Here is a 21,091-nt window from a genome sequence, read left to right on the forward strand (position 1 = left end):
CTAATTGCCTATCGCCTATCGCCTATCACCTATCACCTATCGCTAAACTCAAAATTATTTGGTGTATGGATGAAGACAGGGAGATTTTATTTACCAGTCTTCATCCTTCTTTATCTTTTGTTAAATCAAGCTGAGAATAGAGACCAAATCACCAAAAAACTGCTAGTAAGTAGCTAGTAGCTAATAGCCGAACACTAATTAATAGCTAAATTTTCGATGAATACAGCTAACTTCCCCTGGCTGACGACAATTATTTTGTTGCCAATAGCAGCCTCACTACTGATTCCCATCTTGCCTGATAAAGACGGTAAAGTGGTGCGCTGGTATTCTTTGATTGTCGGGCTAGTAGATTTTGCCCTAATTGTTGCTGCCTTTTATTTCGGATATGACTTTTCCAACCCCAATTTACAGTTGGTAGAAAGTTATCCTTGGGTGCCGCAATTAGACTTGAACTGGTCAGTAGGGGCAGATGGCTTATCCATGCCTCTAATCATTTTGACTGGGTTTATTACTACCCTTGCAACTTTGGCTGCTTGGCCTGTAACCTTGAAGCCAAGGCTATTTTACTTTTTGCTTTTGGCGATGTACGGCGGACAAATTGCCGTATTTGCGGTCCAGGATATGCTGTTGTTTTTCCTGGTCTGGGAATTAGAATTAATTCCGGTTTACTTGCTGCTAGCAATCTGGGGTGGTAAAAAGCGGCAATATGCAGCGACTAAATTTATTTTGTACACTGCTGGTGGTTCGCTGTTTATTTTGGTTGCAGCCTTGACGATGGCATTTTATGGTGATACCGTCACCTTCGATTTACAATCGCTGGCTGCCAAAAACTTAGCGCTGAACTTCCAATTATTTCTCTACGCTGCGCTTCTGATTGCTTACGCCGTCAAATTACCCATCATTCCTCTACATACTTGGCTTCCGGATGCACACGGTGAAGCTACAGCCCCAGTACACATGTTACTGGCTGGTATTTTGTTGAAAATGGGTGGTTATGCTTTGGTACGCATGAATGCCCAGATGTTACCTGACGCCCATGCTTTTTTTGCGCCGGTTCTAGTGATATTGGGGGTTGTTAATATTATCTACGCTGCCCTCACGTCTTTTGCCCAGCGTAACTTGAAGCGGAAAATTGCTTATTCTTCAATTTCCCATATGGGTTTTGTTACCATTGGTATTGCTTCTTTTACCGACTTGGGATTAAATGGGGCAATTCTACAAATGGTTTCCCATGGATTAATTGGAGCTAGTTTATTCTTCCTAGTCGGTGCGACTTACGACCGAACACATACCCTCATGTTGGATGAAATGGGTGGTGTCGGTAAGAAAATGGGTAAAATATTCGCGATGTTTACCACTTGCTCGATGGCATCTTTGGCATTACCTGGAATGAGTGGTTTTGTTGCAGAGTTAATGGTATTTGTTGGTTTTGCCACTAGCGATGCTTATAATCCAACTTTCAAATTGATTGTAATTATCTTGATGGCAGTTGGGGTAATCTTAACTCCGATTTATTTGTTATCAATGCTGCGAGAAATTTTCTACGGTAAGGAAAACGAAGAGTTAATTTCCCAACAAAAATTAATTGATGCCGAACCTCGGGAAATATTTATCATCGCTTGCTTGCTAGTACCGATTATTGGTATTGGTTTATATCCCAAAATTTTGACTCAAATTTATGATTCGACAACTGTGCAATTAACAGCACGTTTGCGGGATTCTGTACCGACTTTAGCACAAGATAAGGTACCTGCTGTTTCCATTGCAGCACCGGAGATTGGGAATTAGAACGCGAAATTATTTTTAGTTCGATTTAAGGGTGGGTTTTATACCCGCTTTTTTTTATATCTATTTGTCCCGTGGACAATTTATTCCGATTGCTATTTTACTTTTAGAAATAGTAATAAATTAAAGAACATATTTACTATTAGGCGTTCGCTTCGCGCATGTCATCAGCATATAGCACATAAGATAATTGGGGAATTATATCCACATAGCAAATAATATTTTTGCAAAATCATTTAGTAATTTGTTGCAAACAATTATCGTCAGGTAATCGGGTAGATAAAAATCATGGATATAAAATTAGGATTTGGGGAAATACCAAAGCCACAGTACATCTTTGTTAGTAGAGAAAATGATTACTGTTGGTACAAACTTGGAGAGGAAGAAAAGCATTTGCCGATTTATGACAAGGCTTTAACTGGGATTGTAACTAAAATAGAAGTCGGTAAAAAAATAGAAACCTCATTTGGGGAGTCAGAAAAAACCGATTTACATGTTTTGGCTGATAAACCTTATATTGTGCGCTCGGGAAGTGATTCATATTTTTCTAAAAGTTTGTTGCTATCTTTGAATGCACTCAATGTAGAGGAATTACAAAGACCAGTGACTATTACGGTTAATCCAGGGGATAAAAAAGTTGTTTTTTGTCGGATTTATGACCCATTAATATATAGAGCGTTTGAAATTAGTTGGGAAGAACATAAGGATATTAACTGGGAAGCATTGGGTCAAAAAGTAAGTACAAAAATTGATTACGTCTACAATAAACAAGCACAGTCCGTAAAAAATGAACATCAAAAGCAAATATCGGTTACTTCAATTTCCTCAGCGCAAAAGTTAACCACCGAACTTAGAAACGAACTGATAGCGCAAACCGATATTTACCTCGCTCAAATCCATTGGACTTCACAGCAAGGACAAGATTTTTTACAGCAAAAATATAGGAAGCGATCGCGTCAACAACTTACTGATGAAGAATTACTTGATTTTATCGATTATCTTAAACTGCACCCAAACCATCTCAAATGCTAATTTAGTTATTGACTATGTTGTGAGTCAATCGTAAAATATCACCTTGTAAATTAACCTCCTTTGCTAGCAAGAGACAAAAGGAGGTTTTGTTATTATTAGTTTACTAGTATCAAAATTTTGGCAAACCAACTAATTAATTTGCTTGATAAAAGTTGCATAAGCCAATCAAAGACCGGATAACAAGTAAGATTAACAAAAAAATAATTCAGTTTTTTTGCTGATTTTTGAGTATCAATCTGTACTACTTACTGTAGAAGTTAGTTTATTTATTTCCACCAAAAAAACTTTATTGTTATCTGCTATATGAATTTAAAAATGAAAAAATTTCCGCTAAGTGTTTTAGCTCTAATTTTTTTGACCAATTTACTTTGTTTGCAAAGTGCCAAAGGTATTGATAGTAGTAGTAATCTAACTGTTAGTATCGCGGGTTTAAAAAGCCATAAGGGAAAGATCTGTTTTAGTTTATTTGACAGTAATAAAGGTTTTCCTGGCGACAAGAAAAAAGCTTTAGAAGCAAAGTGCGTGAAAATCAAAGATGCTTCAGTTCCATTTAGCCTTGGTTCGGTGAAAGCAGGAAGTTATGCTGTTGCTATGTTTCACGATGTTAATGATGATGGAACTCTGAATCGTAATGTCCTTGGTATTCCCACAGAAGGTTTTGGATTTTCGGGTAACCCACGAGTGATTACAGGTCCGCCCAAGTTTAACGAATCAGCAGTTATAGTTGCGGGTAGAAATACTAATATAGATATTCAATTTCAATATTTTTTAGGTCATTAGGAAAGGGATTGGGTATTGGCGACTGGTAATTGGTGATTGGGAGATGAATTACCAATTAATCATTACCAATTAACCATTACCAATTAGCCATTACCAATTAGCGTATGGGACAACTTTTACGTTGGCGGTCATGTTCTGGATGTTGCCAAGAATAAGCAAAATGACTTACACCCTTAACCTTAAAGGCGAATGGACGTAAAGCTTGCATTTGCGATTCTAAAGAAGGTCGGTTTCTAATCCGTTTACCCCAATCACCTGCTAAAGCTGGAATTACTTTAGTTCCAGCTTTGGCGGTGTTTAAAATTCGTTGTGCTTGCTTGACTATACAGTTAGTGGTGCCGCAATTAGCGTATAACATTGGGTGCCATTCCAATGAGCTAGGAAATCTATCCCAAGGTTGCAAGCGCGAGTCGTAACCTCTACCAAGCCTTGCATTACCACCCGGGAAAAATACGACTCCTGCAGGTATTCCCTGTTGTTTGGCTGGATAGGAAGCCAGAGTAGCAAAATCAATGATGCCTTGCATTGCGTGGGCAACTGATAACTGCCACAGTTCCCATTGCAGTAGCGGTTGTCGTTCAGAAGCGCTGAGTAATGACTTTTCTCCTGAAAGTATACGACCTTGCCACATCGGTTCCCCTTCTTGAGGATGAGTTCGATCTACTTGTTCTATATCAGCTGCACTAATATAACCTTTACTCAAAAAACGGCGAATTAATTCTAGTCCCTTGGCATTTTCAGCTCTACCAAATAAAGCTTTTTGTGCTGCTTCACTGTACAACCATAAATCTTGTACTTTGGTTGCAATGGAATTAGCTCCTGTTTGCCGAGGATAGCGAATGTAGTCAAATAATATTCCATCTGGACGTCGGCGCATAACTTCTAAAACCATGCGATAGTAGTCACGCTTGGCGTCTAAATTATAAGGATCGATAAATAACTGCGAACCGTCACTAACTACATCTAAGCTAGTTTGACTTTTACCGTTACGAGCGATCGCCTTTTGTCGATTTTGAAGCTGACTATAGGTATAACCAAAATTGGTTGTGAACATCCATGCGTAGACTTTTAAACCACGCTGTTGTCCTTTTTCAATCGCTTGTGCGAGTAAATCAACTTTTTCCTTACCTTTGTTCCGTACAACGGAAGGCCAAACAGTAGGATTATTAGAAGAGGGTAACAGTACCCGCCCATCATAAAAAGTTTCTAGATAAACTTTGTTATAGCCCTTGCTAACGATGCGATCCATTATCTGCTCGATTGCACCTGGTCTAGCATCACAGGGATATAAGCGCAGCCAAATAGCTTGAATTTGCGGCCAATTACGGCGACGACATTCTTGTAGTTGTCGTGCGTGTTGTTGGAGTAATTGTTGATAGCGCTGTTTCGCTCCTTTATTACCTTTTAATGTTGACGCTAGGAGGTTTTCTTTTTGTTTGAGTGCAAAATTAGGAAGCTGACAAAATTGTGATAATTGTGCTTGGACTGGTTTGTTCTCCAACTGGGAAAAGAGCAGAGCAGTAGTAAAAAATACTACATACAAGCGTCGCCGAAATAACATTGAGTTGACACGATTCAAAGAAAAATTGGACATACCTACTTTTCCGCAATTGAACAACAACCATCAGCAGAAGTTAATGACTTCAGATGATATGGGATAAAAGAAATTTTTGGAATATGGATGGACAAGCCTAAATTTTAGTGACTCCTAAAATCTTACTTCTGTTGCCGTATTTCCCACATAAAGTCCAATTACAACAAATTTTTATGTAATTTTCCAGTTATTTTTTGTGTTTTTTCTGATGAGTAATATTACTGATAAGATAATAAACGTTATTTTAATATTCAATTAATTGAGTATATCTAGTTCGATTTGATGCGTTATGTATTTTTTCTGGAAATTTCTTAGCTTTAAAAAGTTGCTGAGTGGATTAGTAAAGCAAAATTATGTGCAGTAATGCGCCGCTTTGCTAGCAGAGAGCATAATGTAAGCGTTTGTTAGTGTTTTAGTATCGGCTCTGGAGCAGTAATATCTTTATTAAAGATGATTTTAAGTTCTCTACATCTGCCATAAACCCACGAAAATAACTTCACCTGAAAAAACAGAAATCTGTACAAAAAATGATTTTGTACAGATACAGATGTATTTTTTTGAAAAGTCTTAATTTCAGTTTTTGTCTTATCCGAACAAGATTAAATTTGCAGATTTTAGGTTTAGGCTAATGAGTTACATTTTCAATTTACTTAGTTACCGCGTCTTAGTGCTGACTCTACCCGCTTAAACTCTTGTTCAAGGCGAGTTTTTAATTTTTCTGGGACAGGACGATTGGGATAAGAACTATAATGTCCAGCAAGAGAGTTAAGAGCAGTTCGCATAGTAGTAAAAGAACTCAGAGAAGATACTGAGTTATCTCTTTGATAGCGAGCGGCAAAATCATTAATCTTTTTCCGCGCTTCTGCCTGAATTTCAGCCTTATTTGCTGCATCATTTGAAACATTGATGGCATCTCTCAAAGTGCTGACTATAGCCAGAGTATCTTGGCGATAATCTCCTGTTAAAGCGCCAGGAGCATCATTGGCGGAGCACCCTGTTAAGCCAATACATACAACTAATACTAAAGCAAGCAGACGTGACAAATAGCGCTTCATAAACATCTTTAGTGAGTAAATACCTAATTATCGTCCATCCTATCCTGTATTTGTGTCTTATGGGGATTGGCGACTACGGATTGGGGATTGGGGATTGGAGAATTAATAATTGGTTATTAATGTTTCTTGTCTATCTTTATTCTCTGTAACCTTTGGTGTGTCCTGAATTCTCCCATACAAGGTATCCCTTTGTTGATAAGGTCTTCCTAGGGAAGTAATTGCAGTTTGTAAAGTTTCTATCTCCATGCAGGTACCCCCTGTTGCTCCTGCCATTGTGGTGATATGTTCTTCCATGAGAGTTCCACCAATGTCATTGCAACCCCAAGTTAAGGCTTCTTTTGCTCCTTCTAAACCAAGTTTGACCCAACTGGGTTGATGGTTAATAATCCAGTTCCCTAAGAAAATTCTAGATACAGCAGTTAATAGTAATGTGTCTGTTAATACTGGTTGGTCTCTTCCCACACGGTTACGTAAGGCTCTGGGTGCTTCCTGCCCAACAAATGGTAATAAAATAAACTCTGTGATTTTTCCGGGATAATTACGTTCGAGAGAAGTTTTTTGCAGCGATCGCAATTTTTCCATATGCATCACCTGCTGTTTTGGTGTCTCAATATGTCCACAAAGCATAGTGCTAGTTGTATTTAAACCTAGCTTATGGGCAGTACTAATAATTTCTAACCAAGTATCAGTATTAATTTTTTCTGGACATATGATATTGCGGATATTATCATCTAATACTTCTGCAGCTGTTCCAGGCATCGAATCCACACCTGCTTCGTGCAAAGCAGCTATCACTTCGGCGTAGGATAAATTGTCACTTCTGGCGATAAATTGTACTTCTTGGGGGGAAAAAGCATGAAGGTGAAGTTGTGGAAATTCTTGCTTGATAATTGCTACTAGGTGCAGATAATAAGGTAAAGTTTTTCCTTGGAGCTTGGCTTGGGGATTTAAACCTCCTTGAATACAAATTTCTGTGGCATTTTTTCTTAGTGCTGCTTGGACTTTTGTTAAAATTTGGGCTTCATCTAACCAATAAGCGCCTTCTTTACCCTCGTCTCGGCGAAAAGCACAAAAACTACAGTGCTGTTCGCAGATATTTGTAAAGTTGATATTACGGTTGATAACATAGGTGACTGTTTCACCTACATGTTGTTGGCGAAGTTTATCTGCTGCTTCCCGTATTGCTTGAATGACTTTTGGTTCTGTCTGCTCCAGTAATGTAGTCCCTTGCTCCACAGACAGGTCATTGCCTTTATAAACACAATCGAGAATGCGATCAACAATTTTATTACTCACTAGAAATTCGGGATGGGCTCATCATCTAACTAAATTTTCGCAAAAAATAAACTTTCTTGAGAGTTACTTACATTTTTTAATCAACAAGATTCACCCAAGCTCTCTAATAAACCTTGTTCGTCAAAGGTACGTTTTAAGGTGTGAGAGAAACACAATCTCCAAATTCTTAATTTAGTAATCTATCCAATAAGGTGTAATTCCTAACTATTAAGGTTCTAGCTCCGCACACACGAGTGATGTGACCCAAAATTCAAAATCATTTATGAATTTCATCTCTTCTGAGTCTGTTTCTCCGGTGTTTGAGAAAAGTTTAAGAATACCGAAATCACCTCCGGCTTTGATGAATGCTGCAAATAGCAATATTTACTTTTCCCTAGTCATCCCAACTTACCAGGAACGTGAAAATATTGCTTTAGCAATTGAAATGTTAAGTAGTTTACTCGATGAGTGTTTAGCTGGGAATTACGAAATAATTGTGGTCGATGACGATAGTCCAGATCGAACATGGAAGGTCGCAGAGAATTTGACTAAGCGATATCCGCAATTGCGGGTAATGCGTCGCGAAAAAGAACGAGGACTTTCATCGGCTGTCATTCGTGGTTGGCAAATAGCCAGGGGTAGAATTTTAGGTGTCATAGATGGTGACTTACAGCACCCACCAGAGGTTTTAATCGAACTCTTGGGTTTGATTAAACAAGGGGCTGATTTAGCTGTTGCTAGTCGTCATGTTGAAGGGGGAGGGGTTAGCAGTTGGAGTTTTATCAGGCGATTTTTATCACGTGGAGCCCAGGTTATAGGGTTGATTTTACTACCCCATGTTTTAGGTCGGGTTTCAGATCCAATGAGTGGTTATTTTTTAGTTAAACGAAGTAGTATCGCCGAACAAAACCTCAATCCAGTTGGATATAAGATTTTACTAGAAGTGCTTGCAAGGGGAAATATCGATTGTATTGCTGAAGCTGGCTACGTTTTTTGCGAACGGGAGCAGGGAGAAAGTAAGGTTACCTGGAAACAGTATGTAGAGTATATTCATCATTTAGTGAGGTTACGCTTATCAACAAAACAGATGAAAATTTTTCATCAAAGAATTGATTTTCCTTTTAATCGATTTATTCGATTTGGCTTGGTTGGTTTGAGTGGAGTATTTGTTGATATGGTATTGCTTTACTTACTCAGTGACCCAAGTACTCTAGGTTTACCTGTGACGTCCAGTAAAATATTTGCTGCAGAAATTGCAATTATCAATAATTTCTTATGGAATGATGCCTGGACTTTTGCTGATGTTACTTATAAACAGCAGGAGTGGCGACAACGTCTCAAGCGTTTTCTTAAATTTAACACGATTTGCCTTGCCGGATTAGTGTTGAATGTTTTAATACTAAGTCTGCTGTTGAATTTTGTTATCCCCTATCAATATAGGAATCATGTTTGGTTATTGAAAATATTTTTACCGGTAAATTTTGTAAAATCTGTGTTTGAGTTCCAGCATATTTTTACAATTCAAATTCGAGTCTTATATATAGCTAACTTTATTGCAATCGCAGTAACAACTATCTGGAACTTTTGGGTAAATCTCAAGTTAAGTTGGCGGGTAACAGATGTGAAATAAATCATTTCACTTTAGATCGCTAAGTATGAAAAATATATATCTTGGTTAAAGTAAAACGAGAAACAAAAACAAATTGTTTTTTTGCTTTTGTTTTTTCCTAAAATTCTCGATTTTCTTAAGAATAACCTCGATAATTTGAGTTATAGAAAATTTCCTATTAAGAGTTATTAGGGGTTAATTAATATTTAAAGACAATATTTAAAGACCTCACCATAATTAAAATCTTTGCGATCGCGTGATAAGTAGTCCAGTCCGTGTTTCTTTTTTGTGACACAGTAATGACAGCTAAACTAAATTCTCGTTGGTTCCATATTTCACTACTGTTGATTTGGCTAGTCATCGGCATTAGTTTGCGTTTAATTAATTTGACGGCTAAGCCTCCTTGGACGGATGAATTTTCTACCTTGGTATTCAGTCTGGGAAATAGTTTTTTACCAGTACCTTTAGACCAAGCAATTTCTGCGGATATTTTGTTGAAACCACTACAACCACAAGCTGCTGCTGGTTTTAAAGATGTCTGGATAAATTTGTTTACAGAAAGTAATCATCCACCTATTTATTTTCTCCTTACCCATTGGTGGTTGGGATTTTTTCCGACGCCAGGTGGTCTAGTTTCTGTTTGGGGAGCCCGTTCTTTATCTGCAATTTTTGGCGCTATATCTGTAGGTGCAATTTACGGTTTAAGTTGGATAGTATTTCGCGATCGCGCAATAAGTCATATCACTGCAGCATTTATGGCTGTTTCTCCTTACGGTGTCTTTCTTGCTCAAGAAGCACGTCATTACACATTAGCAATTTTATGGGTCATTGCTACATTTGCTTGTTTAGTGGTTGCTGCACGTCACATTAATGAACATACTCAATTACCAATACAAGTGGTGTTGTTATGGGTTGCAATCAATGCTTTGGGTATTGCTACTCATTATTTTTTTGTTTTAACTTTAATTGCTGAAGGGATTGCTTTAATTTTTTTGGCTATAAGAAATGGGAAAAAGCAAGGTAGTTCTAAATATGAGATTCAAAATTATGAGACTCAAAATTATGAGACTCAAAACCTTGCTACCAAAAAATTTGTGGTACAAAATTCTGAGATAAAAAATTCTGAGATAAAAAAACCTAGGGAAAATAAATCTAACATTGATAATTCTGGAAAAAATCTAAGTGAAAATTCTGAGGAAGACTTTAGTAAAACTTTTAGATTTGGATTTTTACTCCATCCTCCTTGGAGACGGATTTATTTGGTAGCCATGGGTACTGCAATTTCTGCTTTAGTTTGGTTACCAGTATTTCTTCAAAATAGTTACGGTAATAAATTAACAGACTGGATCCAAGGAGAAAGAAGCGGACTAGCTTGGATTAGCCCAATATTTCAAGCTTTAGCTGCTTGGATTACGATGATTGTTTTACTACCAGTTGAAGCGCCGCAATTAAGCTTGGTGATTGCTTCTGGATTTGTAATGTTATTTTTTTTGATTTGGACAATACCAACTTTATTTAGAAGTCTAAAAGTTAATTTAGAACAACCGCAAACTGAGTTAATGTCCAAAGTCTTTGTGGCGATAATTTTCGGAGCAGTTGGTTTATTCTTTATTTTTACTTACTTTTTAGGAATTGATTTAACAAGGGGTGCTCGTTACAACTTTGTTTACTTTCCAGCTGTTGTCATATTATTAGGAAGTATATTAGCCGTTTGTTGGCGCACTCCAATAGTTAAGTTTTGGCAGTGGAGAATTACTGGTAAACAAGCTGTAAGCATAATTTGGTTAGTAAGCCTAATTAGTAGTATTACTGTTATTTATAATTTAGGTTATCAAAAATATTACCGTCCAGATTTATTTGTCGAATTAATTCAAAACACTTCAAAATTACCAGTATTAATTGCCACTACCCAAAAAACCCACGTCCAAATTGGCGAAATGATTGGGGTAGCCAGAGAATTCAAAATTCAAAATACAACAGATAAACTCAAAGATTTTCAGTTTTTTGCTTCTCCCCGACCATCTGCTCCCCCGTCTCCATTGTTTTTGCTAGCACACCAGGATGAAGATCCTAATACTTCTAGTATTGTTTTGGAAAATACCCTAAAACATCTACCTAGACCTTTTGATTTATGGTTAGTAAACTTTTATGCACCAACACAAGTTGATAATTGCGTTCGAGTTGAGAGACGTTTACCCCAGATTAATGGTTATAACTACGAATTGTATCGATGCGAATAGGGATTGGGGACTGGCGACTAGGGACTAGGGATTAGGGATTAGGGATCGGGAATTGCGATCGTATAAGTTATCGTCACAACTTTATAAATTTCCTGCTCTGTAAAAATTTTCTCTGTTCCCTGTTCCCTGTTCCCTGCTTTAAAAAACTTGTAAACCAGCAATCGAACGTAAATTTTGACAGCGAATCAATTCAATAAAGTTCAAGGTAGAACGCCCTTCAATTTTTGCAACAGCTTCAATTGCCCCTAATAAATATTCTGCTGCTTCGACCTCGGAATATCCCCGACGTTGTGCAATACGAATCGCTGCAGTATCAGCATTTACTTGTGATTCTTGAGAATTATTAACGCGCCAGATGCGCAGCAATGCAAGTGTTGATACACCACAAGCCGCAATCACACCTACAGCATCTTGTTGGCTAGATTCAAACAGTCCGCCTATCAACCCTGCAACTACCAAACCTTGGTACAGATCGGGTTTAAACCACCTAACTCCGGTCAACCAACAAACAGTTTGCAGAAGTAACATATCCCGTTGTGGTTTCGTTAAACGACTCCACAAATCAAAGTTAATGTATATCGGTCGCTCTCCCCTCCAAGGTGGAGGAAAGGATACATCAATGACTTTTGCTTGTTCTGGCTTGGTGATAATTTTAGTATTCATCCTACCAGAAGCAGGCATCAATGATGACAAACGGCGAATTTCTAGCTTTGGCTCCATAATATTAATTATCAGCCATAATAAGCATCAAAACTAGGTTTTTCGCTACATGGATGCATTCGCACCGACCCCACCAAAATGGACAAGTAATGCTACTCATGCTTTTGAGTTCTGTTGTCCTACTTGCAACGCCACCAGCCGCGAGGCAGAAAAAGTATGGATAAATAAACGTGCACCGGTTTTTACACCAGAACATCGTCGTAAATGGCAGGAATTTTACCAGTGTCATTGTGGGTGTGTCTGGTGGGCTTGGAGTAGCGATCGGCCACCTTCGGATTTGTCGCCCCAACGGGAAGATAATTCTTGAATGAATTTAGTCATTATTAGTTCTTTTCATTAGTTTTGACGTTTTGTAGAGATGTAGCAGTGCCACATCTCTACAGAGGTTTAGACGACAAACCAATCCGTCATAATTAATGAAAAAGACCATTAAGAAGTAACTCACAATTTGAAAAAAATCCCAATCGCCAGTCCCCAATCTCTAATCCCCAATAAATAAAAAAGCCTGCGGTGAAGCAGGCTTTATATTTAGACTCGCTCAAATAATGAGCGGAGGCTTATTCAAGCTAATTTGAGAATTTCAAATCTTAGAGGTTCTAATCTGAGAAGCTCTAATTTTAGAACTTGAAGGTGGTACGAACGGTACCAACGTAAACTGTATCGTTGTTGTTGTTGTGCTCTGGGTTGAAGATTACCAACAAGCCAGGAGTAACAGCGATTCTCTTATTGAGCTTCATCTTGTAGAGAGCTTCTAAGTGGTAAGAAGTATCTGAATCTTCTTTACCTGCGATATTACTGTCGGTAACTTTAGGAGGCTGACCAAAGATCAAACCTAAGGTGTTACCCTTAGCACCAAAGTCCTTAATACCTAGAGATGCTGCCCAGTAATTGATATCTGACTGGTTGCTGTTACCAATTTCATTGACATCAGCAATACCGTACCAACCACTTAAGATGGTTTTCTTGTTTAGCTTGTAGCTAGCCATTAAGCTGTAGTGGTTAGTATTAGACTTACCAGAAACAGGTGTATTAGCGTTTGAGCTACCGGTGCTACCAATGTTGATTTTGCCGCCAGTGCTATCTTCGTAAGCATTAGCATAAGCAAAACCAAGATTCAATTTTTTGGTAGGTGCGAAATCAACCTGACCGAAGAATGCATTATTACCACTGAAAACACCGTCAGCAGGATCGTTTTGATTGTCGGTAACGTAAGCTGCTGTCAAGATGATGGGGGAGCGGGACTTCTTCTTCTTGCTACCCAAAGTAACGGTTACACCAGCATCACCATTCGCAACGCGATAGATGGGGCTGAAACGACCGTAGCGGGAGATTGCACCACCACCACTGCTCTTGAATACAGGGTTAAACACGTTAGTGTTGTCCTGCATTTCGGCACCAGCAGCATCAACCTTGACGCGTACTCCTTTCGCTAAGTTGAAAGCGTAGTTAATTTTATCGATTTCAACGTCGTTACCATTGTCACCATCAAAGCCCAAGCGAGCCATCTTGGTGCCTGCGGTACCATCAAATTTAGGAGTATTACGAGCCTGTAAACGAACTTGTAATTTATCTTTACCGGTGAAGCTACTTTCTAACTTCAAACGAACGCGGTTAGATAAGATTACGTTATTATCAATTTCATCACCACTTCCATCAGCTTTCTGATCGCCGAAAACACCAGAAGCTGCAAATATAGCTTCACCCTTCAATTTAGCAGTGGTAGAGAACTGCTTAGCTTCTAATTCTTCAGTACGGACTTCTAAACCATCAACACGACCGCGTAGGGTAGCTAATTCAGCGGAGAATTCATCTTGCAAACGCTCTAAAGTAGCCAAATCTTCTTTGGTTACTGCGTTAGCGGTTGCAGAAGCAATCAATTCGTTAACGCGATCCAAACAAGCGTTTAAACCAGCAGCAAACTCATAACGAGTCATTGCACGGTTACCACGGAAGGTTCCGTTAGGATAACCAGCGATACAGCCATAGCGTTCAACTAAAGACTGTACAGCTTGGAATGCCCAGTCAGTAGGCTGTACATCAGAGAACTGAGAAACAGATGTTACTTGACCGATGCTGTTAGCTTCGTTGGACAATTGAGCTACGGTAGTTTGCTCAGCAACTGCGCTGTTAGCAGCGAAAAATGTTGCAGCCAAAACAACCGGACTCAACTTCAGAAGATTGAAGAATCCTTTTGTCATGTTATTAATCTCTCTCACACTAAATTTGCTCACACCTCGCGGTCGAATCATAGTAGAACTCCCTCATATATTTTTATTTCAGGGAATTTACTTAAGTTCGCCTGTCATAATTCTAGAAAATATATGGCGTTTAACTTGTGTTATTTGCCACATTTGTTCAAGTATTTCCTACTATTTTTATTTATTGTAAATAGAATAATTTTATTTTTATTGATATATAATTTTTTATTTAATTGATATTAATTTATCTCTAATTCTGTAGCAAATTGGTGTTAAGTAATACTATGTCTTAGTCTTTGCTATATAATCGCTTCAAGTTAAATTTATTGACTTTTTGTTAAGCGTATAGCAACTGTATAAATACAATTTATATCTTATGTTTCTACAATAGTTTACTTATTTTTCAAAATTAAAATAGTAGCCAGAGCAATTTTTTATAACTAATTTGAGTGGTATTTTCTTGTTAAGTAAATAAGTAATTTTTCTAAACGATATATACTTAAAAGTTGTCACAAAATTAGGTATATTTACAATCATTTGTAGATGATTTTTATAGAGATATAGCAATCGTATTTATTTTTACACACGAATGATTTAGGATTACTACATAATGTACGTATTGTAGGTTTATAAGCCACACTGACAACCTGCAGCAACCTTATTTAGACCAAAATCTTACCTTGAAATAAACGATGCTTTTGGCGAATTGAAAGGGGGTCTCACACCTCACATCTAATATCATGTCCGGTAAAACACTTGTAATAAGGTTCGTAGTAGCGCTTTAGCGCAATAGGCAAACATTGGCGCTAAAGCGCTACTACAAACATATTTTTTCATAAGTAATTAAGCGGACATCATATAACTTGTATTAATTTCCTGGATTCCAGTCTCTTGAAACCCACGCCCGCATATTAGCCCATAATTTATTCCAGGACGTAGAAATAAGGCAGAATCAAGGTTTTTAGGTTGGGGGGTTAAACCCTACATGAATTGGCCAACAGTATCATTTATTTCAAGGCGGTTATAGCGCTACGCGCAAGTCATTAGCATAGCGTGTCCGTAGGACATAAGCCTAATGTGTATAGCTTTTAGGGTTAATATATGTCCTAACATGCCTTCATAGTGCTGTATAAGGAAGTATTTATTAAGCCAAAAAAAAACCTGCAGTAGCAGGTTAAATTTAAATTTATTTATTACTACTTATTACTACCCAATAGTGAGGTAACAGTAGTTGCATACTCAAACAAAATATTTGCTTGACAAATATCAAAACAATAGTAAGTTCTAGAATTTGACATTCCAGAACTAAAAAAATCTAGAACTTAAATGTAGTACGAAGTGTTCCTACATAGACGGTATCGTTGTTATCGTTGTGCTCTGGGTTAAAGATGACCAATAAACCAGGGGTAACTGCAATCTTATCGTTAAGTTGGAATTTGTAAAGAGTTTCTAGGTGATATGAAGTGTCTGGATCTTCATTTGCAGCAATGTCATTATCAGTAACTTTGGGGGGTTGACCAAAGATTACACCGAAGAGACTACCTTTGCTGCCAACGTCTTTAATTCCAACATGAGCACCCCAGTAGAACAAGTCAGCATCTGCACCATCGTTAATACCAGAAACTGCTGTAGCGTCAGCTAAACCAGCCCAGCCACCAACAGTGATTTTTGAAGAAGGCTTAAATGCGGCTTGAATACCGTAATTGTTAGATGTAGTTGCTGCACCACCAAATGGGTTTTGCGCTAAATCGCTACCGGTACTACCAGTTAGATTGATATTGTTAGTGGTAATATCATTATCGCTATCATTCTGATAAGCACGAGCATAGGTAAAACCGATATTAAAGGAATCGCTTGGTTTGAAATCTATTTGACCGAAAACGGCATTAGAACCATTGAAAGCACCGTTGGGATCTTCTGGACTACTTCCATTGGGTGATAAGTAAGCCGCGCTCAAGGTCAGATTATCACTAGCCTCGAAACTTGCAGTTACACCTGCACCACCATCGCCTAAACGATAGATTGGACTGAAACGTCCGTAACGAGAGATTGCACCAGAACCACTACTTTTGAAGTTGGGGTTAAAGGTGTTGATATTTTCCCAGATCTCAGCACCATTAGCATCAACCTTTATTCTTGCAGGACCGAGGTTGAAGGCGTAGTTAATCTTATCGATTTCAACATCATTTCCGTTATCACCAGCAAAACCCAAACGAGTCATATCAGTACCCGTTTGGTTACTATTTTGCTCAATATTACGAGCCTGCAAACGAACTTGCAAGTTATCGGAACCAGTAAAGCTACTTTCCAAACTTAAACGAACCCGATTGGCGAATGTGGTATTGCTATCTAAGTCAGCACCACCAACTGCTTCATCACCAAACGCATTGGTTAGGTTAAAGATTGCTTCACCTTTCAATTTGGTAGTAGTAGAAAACTGATTTGCTTCCAACTCAGCGGTGCGGGCTTCCAATGCATCAACGCGACCACGTAGAGTTGCAAGTTCTGCAGAAAATTCTTCTTGTAACCGTTGTAGAGTAGCCAAGTCTTGCTTAGTAACCAGGTCAGCAGTTGCTGTTGCAATTAATTCATTTACCCGATCCAAACAAGCATTTAAACCAGCAGCAAACTCATAACGAGTGAGAGCACGATTACCACGATATGTACCGTTAGGATAACCAGCAATACAACCATAACGCTCAACTAAGGATTGCAGTGCTTGGAAAGCCCAATCAGTAGGCTGTACATCGGAAAACTGGGAAACAGAGGTTACCTGCCCCATGCTGTTGTCAGCTTGTAATTGCTGTTGCGCGGAAAGCTCAGAAACAGATGTTACTTCACTCTTAATTTCCTCAGCAAAAGCAGTGCCAGCAGTGGAAAAGGTTGCTGCTAGTACAACTGGACTCAGCCTTAGGCATTTAAAAATCAATTTATTCATTATTTACAGTCTCACTCACACCCGAACACTCAATAGTAAGTATATCCCTAAACCCTTATATATTTGTCAGGAAATATACTTACTGCCATAATACTATAATTTTTCTGGAAAGATTTGGTGGTTAACAACTAAGTCAACCACTTATTTTTCTGACTACTTTGTATTGCCTTGATTAGGCAAACGGAGGATAATTTGACGTTTATGACGTACAAGTGAAGCTTCTTCTTCAAATTGTTGTAAAAGACGGGTTACGGTAACGCGAGTCGTGTTCAACACCTCTGCTATTTCCTGATGAGTAATGTTGAGGTGGATTAGCTTACCTTGTTCTACGTCGCGACCAAATTTTTCACTCAACCAAACTAAAAACTGCCACAGTCTCAGAGAAATTGGTTTACGATGCACTATGCTTAGCAATTCTTCTGATTGTTGTATATGAGATAACAGAGCATCTGTATATTGATTCCAAATGTGGGGCGGTAAAACGCTGACTTCCACATTTGTCAAACATTCAATTTGATAGGGCTTAACTGTGGAAAGAGGATAACCAATTAAGTCACCAGCACCCCAGTAGCCCAAGGTAATAAAGGTCCCATCTTCACTCCAGGTTAGAGTACGAACAGCTCCTCGTTCGATGCGCCACAAAACATCATTGCGTTGGGGAATAATTTCCCGACGGCTAAATAAACGTTGGGGTAATTGTTGAGTGGAAACAGCAGAGTTTTGAGAGAAGCTAGAAGTTGCTGGACGAGTTGTTGGGTACATCATCGGTATATTTTAGTAAATTAACGCAGTGATTTTGGAATTAAATGTGGGAGGAGGTATCCAGGATATTTCTCACTACCTGATAACTCGTGGCAGAATTGAGTTATTGCAGTTCAAGCAGTCACAAGAAAAATCAACTAATTTAGTTTGATAACCCGGAATAAATAATTTATTTTCGATGAACCCTGGTAATCGCTTATAGCGTAGCTTTTGAAGATTAATAGTGCGCGGAGTATTGATAAGTTGAAACTCCAATAACTTTATATGGGAACTCAGGTTTATGAGAATTCATGCAAATCAAAAGATAAATGCGGGCTCATAGGTATTCTGTACTTAGACTGTGACAACCTGTTAATTGTTAGAGTATGACAACTCACTAGACATTGGATATGATGCTAATCACATCACATTTAAAATTAATTTCCATGCTAGCAACTTTTGTGTCAGCTTATGCAAAATTCCCTAATATCTGCTTGAGTCAGTCACGTCTATAACCCGAACGAAAACGCTAAGACATAGCAGTTAAGCTTAATACACTCCGGCACTATTCTCTTTCAGCGATAGTAGTTTTAGTTTAGATGCACCCAAGTATCGTGAATGTGAAACCTTATACATCCTAGGATAGTTTAGGATAGTTGATAATTACTGTCAACTATTTTTATGAGAGTTTACCTATGGCAACTACAGCTGGTCTTGGAGGAAAATCGGACTTTTTGCTAGGCCAATTAGAGCCAATTGGTACTGTGCGTGTCTGGACAAATTCTTGACCAGTAGTGGTATAAATTGCGTACTCTCTAGTTTCGGAAGCTTGGTTGTTACGAATACCATTAATTTCCCCTGGATGCTGAACCGAGACGAACATGGTATCTTCCTGAGGTGTAAAGCAAGGACCAGTGATTTCACATTCCATCGGTCCGATGCCAAATAATAAAGGTTTAAGCGCACCTTCACCACTGATAGGAATATACCAAATACTGTTGTTACCAAACACACCTGATACAGTTTTTGGTTCTCCTCGGTTACTGGTGCGACTTTTAACAGCATTATTGAGCTTACCCGTAGAAATGTCTGTTACCATCCATACATTTCCTTGACGATCTATTAACAAGTTATCGGGGTTTGCAAAGCCCATTCCACCATCATTAGGTTCGCCACCAGTTGCTACAATTTCCCAGCGAAATGTGTTTGCAACTAAATCATTGCTGTCTTCTTTAAGCCGCATGACCCAGCCATACTCATAGGGAGTTTCGCTACTTGGACCTTTGAATATCCGTGCGTCTGGACCACCATCTTCGCCAGAAGAACCGGAGGTAAAAGTAATGAATAAGTCTCCATTCGGTGCGATTTCTGTATCTTCCGGACGTGCTGTGCAAGTACCTCCAACCGCACTAGCGGCATAATGGGCATCGACTAAAATTGCGCCCTGTTTTTCTGAAGGTGTACCAGTATACAGATCGCCAAGAGTTTTAAATATTTGTTTATACTTGGTAATTTGTTCGTCACGAGTGACGAGCAAGTCTGTACCTTTAGAAGTTTCGGGTAATTTTTCAGACGAATTAGATAAAGCCTGTTTTTCCCTTTGCTTATCGCTATTTATTAGCGGACCTTTCGGTAAGCGAATTAAGTTTCCAACAATATTGCTGGGTAAGTCTGGCTCTATTTCTGTATCTGATTTCAAAGGTATCCAACGACCCGTACCATCAGCAGCAAATTTGGCAACATAAAGCATTCCCTGACTTAGTAATTGCGAATTACTTTTATCCTTGGGATCGCGAACTGTATCTTTGCTAATGAACTTATATATATGCCCACCTTTACGATCACATCCGGAATAAAATGCCAGTGGTTTTCCTGCTTCAACACGTACACCCACCGCTTCATGACGATAACGCCCTAACCAGGTATGTTTAGTACCGTAGTCGTTGGGATTTGCTGGATCTACCTCTACAATCCAACCATACTTGTTTCCGGCTAAGCCAAATATATTACCTTGTCCGGAAATAGACTTCTTATTAAACCCAAACGGTTTGGCACTTGGGTCTAAAGATGTACCATCAGCATAAACAGTTTCTGGTACCTGGATTTGAAAGTTTTCTTCGGCGCTCAAAACAGTTCCCCAAGGTGTTGTTCCACCAGCACAATTACCAAAGGAACCAATAATACGATCGCCTAAATTATCAATGTAACCCTGACCTTCTTTTTTTTGAAAAATCTCCACAGCTGGACCAGTAGCTTTGAGATACCGTCCATCTTTTAAACCAGAAATCCCTGATATTCGCCGGTCGGATGAAGAATTTGTTCGCTCCCACTTACCGCTGGCTGTTTTACGAATAGAAATTATGCCTAAACCTTGATCTATCAATGCTTCAGCACAAATTTCTTCAATTTTCGCTTTTATGGGCTCATCATCTGGTAAAGCATAAGCATTTACTTCATTTTCTCCAGATGATTTATCTTTAAGTACGGCCTGCAACTCTGCAAATGGAAGAGATTTACCGATTACCTGTTCGTATGTTTGTACCCAAGGAACAGCACTAATATATTCAAAATTTACTGAAAGATAGCCTTCGTCATCACCGTTCGGGATAAACGATAAATAGTCGTTGTTGTAGCCAAAACGCGAATCACCAACTTTATCGCCCCAAGCAGCTATTACTTGGTATTCGTAACCTTCTGGCAATATCAAGTCATCTACAACTTTATAGTTACGATATTTTTCTTGCTGTTGTGATTCTTTTAACCCCAAAGGCTCTAAGGGAATTGGACCATTGATGGGATTAAATGAAAAAGCAGCATTCTGTATTTGTTTGACAGAATTTTGGTCGATTTTATTGTTACATCCAGCCAGAGAACTGAGTGCTAATGCACCAGTACTTCCTGCCATCCAGAGCAAAAAATGACGACGACTTGTAATACCCATCAGTTTGATTGACTACAAATTTACCATCTACACCTATTTGATGGCAAACAACCTTCAGTTGCCTATGATACTGTAAACTTAGAAGTTTAAGAGGAGGTAAGGTTTTTATAAAATGTAAGTTAGTTAACTGAATCTTAAAGTTAATGGAAAAACTTTAAGACATTGTTTAACAAAATATCGGCA

At 38.5% G+C, this 21,091-nt stretch carries 15 protein-coding genes; 7 read left to right on the plus strand and 8 right to left on the minus strand.

From position 1 onward, the window contains the following. The first annotated feature begins 216 nt into the window (after positions 1-216). The 3 genes from BC008_RS37365 to BC008_RS37375 all read left to right on the plus strand — a co-directional run bounded on the left by BC008_RS37365 (position 217) and on the right by BC008_RS37375 (position 3,597). Positions 217-1,788 carry an NAD(P)H-quinone oxidoreductase subunit 4 gene (locus tag BC008_RS37365; RefSeq protein ID WP_027841565.1) on the plus strand — a complete coding sequence of 524 codons (1,572 nt, stop codon included), beginning with the start codon at positions 217-219 and terminating at the stop codon, positions 1,786-1,788. 285 nt (positions 1,789-2,073) lie between these two features. Next, complete coding sequence (locus tag BC008_RS37370; RefSeq protein WP_027841566.1) at positions 2,074-2,817, plus strand: hypothetical protein; 744 nt, start codon at positions 2,074-2,076, stop codon at positions 2,815-2,817. A gap of 315 nt (positions 2,818-3,132) precedes the next feature. Then, complete coding sequence (locus BC008_RS37375; protein WP_036264809.1) at positions 3,133-3,597, plus strand: DUF2141 domain-containing protein; 465 nt, start codon at positions 3,133-3,135, stop codon at positions 3,595-3,597. A 97-nt stretch (positions 3,598-3,694) separates the two neighbouring features. Here BC008_RS37375 and BC008_RS37380 read toward each other — a convergent pair whose 3' ends face one another. The 3 genes from BC008_RS37380 to cofH form a co-directional block, all read right to left on the minus strand. Next, positions 3,695-5,191 (minus strand): family 10 glycosylhydrolase, encoded by a 1,497-nt coding sequence (locus BC008_RS37380; RefSeq protein WP_027841568.1) that lies wholly within the window; start codon positions 5,189-5,191, stop codon positions 3,695-3,697. 650 nt (positions 5,192-5,841) lie between these two features. Further along, on the minus strand, positions 5,842-6,246 hold the full coding sequence (psb27, locus tag BC008_RS37385; RefSeq protein ID WP_058184467.1) for a photosystem II protein Psb27: 405 nt from the start codon (positions 6,244-6,246) through the stop codon (positions 5,842-5,844). A 102-nt stretch (positions 6,247-6,348) separates the two neighbouring features. Next, positions 6,349-7,542 (minus strand): 7,8-didemethyl-8-hydroxy-5-deazariboflavin synthase subunit CofH, encoded by a 1,194-nt coding sequence (gene cofH / locus BC008_RS37390; protein WP_058184469.1) that lies wholly within the window; start codon positions 7,540-7,542, stop codon positions 6,349-6,351. Between the two features lie 262 nt (positions 7,543-7,804). On the opposite strand from cofH, the gene BC008_RS37395 reads away from it, so the two are divergent. Next, positions 7,805-9,151 (plus strand): glycosyltransferase, encoded by a 1,347-nt coding sequence (locus BC008_RS37395; RefSeq protein WP_027841569.1) that lies wholly within the window; start codon positions 7,805-7,807, stop codon positions 9,149-9,151. A 278-nt stretch (positions 9,152-9,429) separates the two neighbouring features. Beyond that, positions 9,430-11,370, plus strand: coding sequence for a glycosyltransferase family 39 protein (locus BC008_RS37400; RefSeq protein WP_027841570.1), 1,941 nt, complete (start codon positions 9,430-9,432; stop codon positions 11,368-11,370). Positions 11,371-11,508: 138 nt separating this feature from the next. On the opposite strand, the gene BC008_RS37405 is transcribed toward BC008_RS37400, so the two are convergent. After that, complete coding sequence (locus BC008_RS37405) at positions 11,509-12,090, minus strand: DUF3318 domain-containing protein (RefSeq protein ID WP_027841571.1); 582 nt, start codon at positions 12,088-12,090, stop codon at positions 11,509-11,511. Positions 12,091-12,139: 49 nt separating this feature from the next. On the opposite strand from BC008_RS37405, the gene BC008_RS37410 reads away from it, so the two are divergent. Next, complete coding sequence (locus tag BC008_RS37410) at positions 12,140-12,397, plus strand: hypothetical protein (protein WP_058184471.1); 258 nt, start codon at positions 12,140-12,142, stop codon at positions 12,395-12,397. 252 nt (positions 12,398-12,649) lie between these two features. Further along, entirely contained in the window at positions 12,650-12,718 is a 69-nt protein-coding gene (locus BC008_RS52850; protein ID WP_407657096.1) for a hypothetical protein, read from the plus strand. On the opposite strand, the gene BC008_RS37415 is transcribed toward BC008_RS52850, so the two are convergent. From BC008_RS37415 to BC008_RS37430, 4 genes are all read right to left on the minus strand, one after another. Then, a complete protein-coding gene (locus tag BC008_RS37415) occupies positions 12,708-14,288 on the minus strand; it encodes an iron uptake porin (RefSeq protein WP_027841572.1) in 1,581 nt (526 codons plus the stop codon). The two genes, BC008_RS52850 and BC008_RS37415, sit on opposite strands and share 11 nt — an antisense overlap. 1,315 nt (positions 14,289-15,603) lie before the next feature. Beyond that, positions 15,604-17,226 carry an iron uptake porin gene (locus tag BC008_RS37420; RefSeq protein WP_027838807.1) on the minus strand — a complete coding sequence of 541 codons (1,623 nt, stop codon included), beginning with the start codon at positions 17,224-17,226 and terminating at the stop codon, positions 15,604-15,606. A 153-nt stretch (positions 17,227-17,379) separates the two neighbouring features. After that, on the minus strand, positions 17,380-17,988 hold the full coding sequence (locus BC008_RS37425; RefSeq protein WP_058184473.1) for a Crp/Fnr family transcriptional regulator: 609 nt from the start codon (positions 17,986-17,988) through the stop codon (positions 17,380-17,382). Positions 17,989-18,646: 658 nt separating this feature from the next. After that, positions 18,647-20,908 carry a PhoX family protein gene (locus tag BC008_RS37430; RefSeq protein WP_027838809.1) on the minus strand — a complete coding sequence of 754 codons (2,262 nt, stop codon included), beginning with the start codon at positions 20,906-20,908 and terminating at the stop codon, positions 18,647-18,649. Positions 20,909-21,091: the final 183 nt, after the last annotated feature.

Source organism: Mastigocoleus testarum BC008, assembly GCF_001456025.1.
In the GTDB taxonomy this organism is placed as follows: Bacteria; Cyanobacteriota; Cyanobacteriia; order Cyanobacteriales; family Nostocaceae; genus Mastigocoleus; species Mastigocoleus testarum.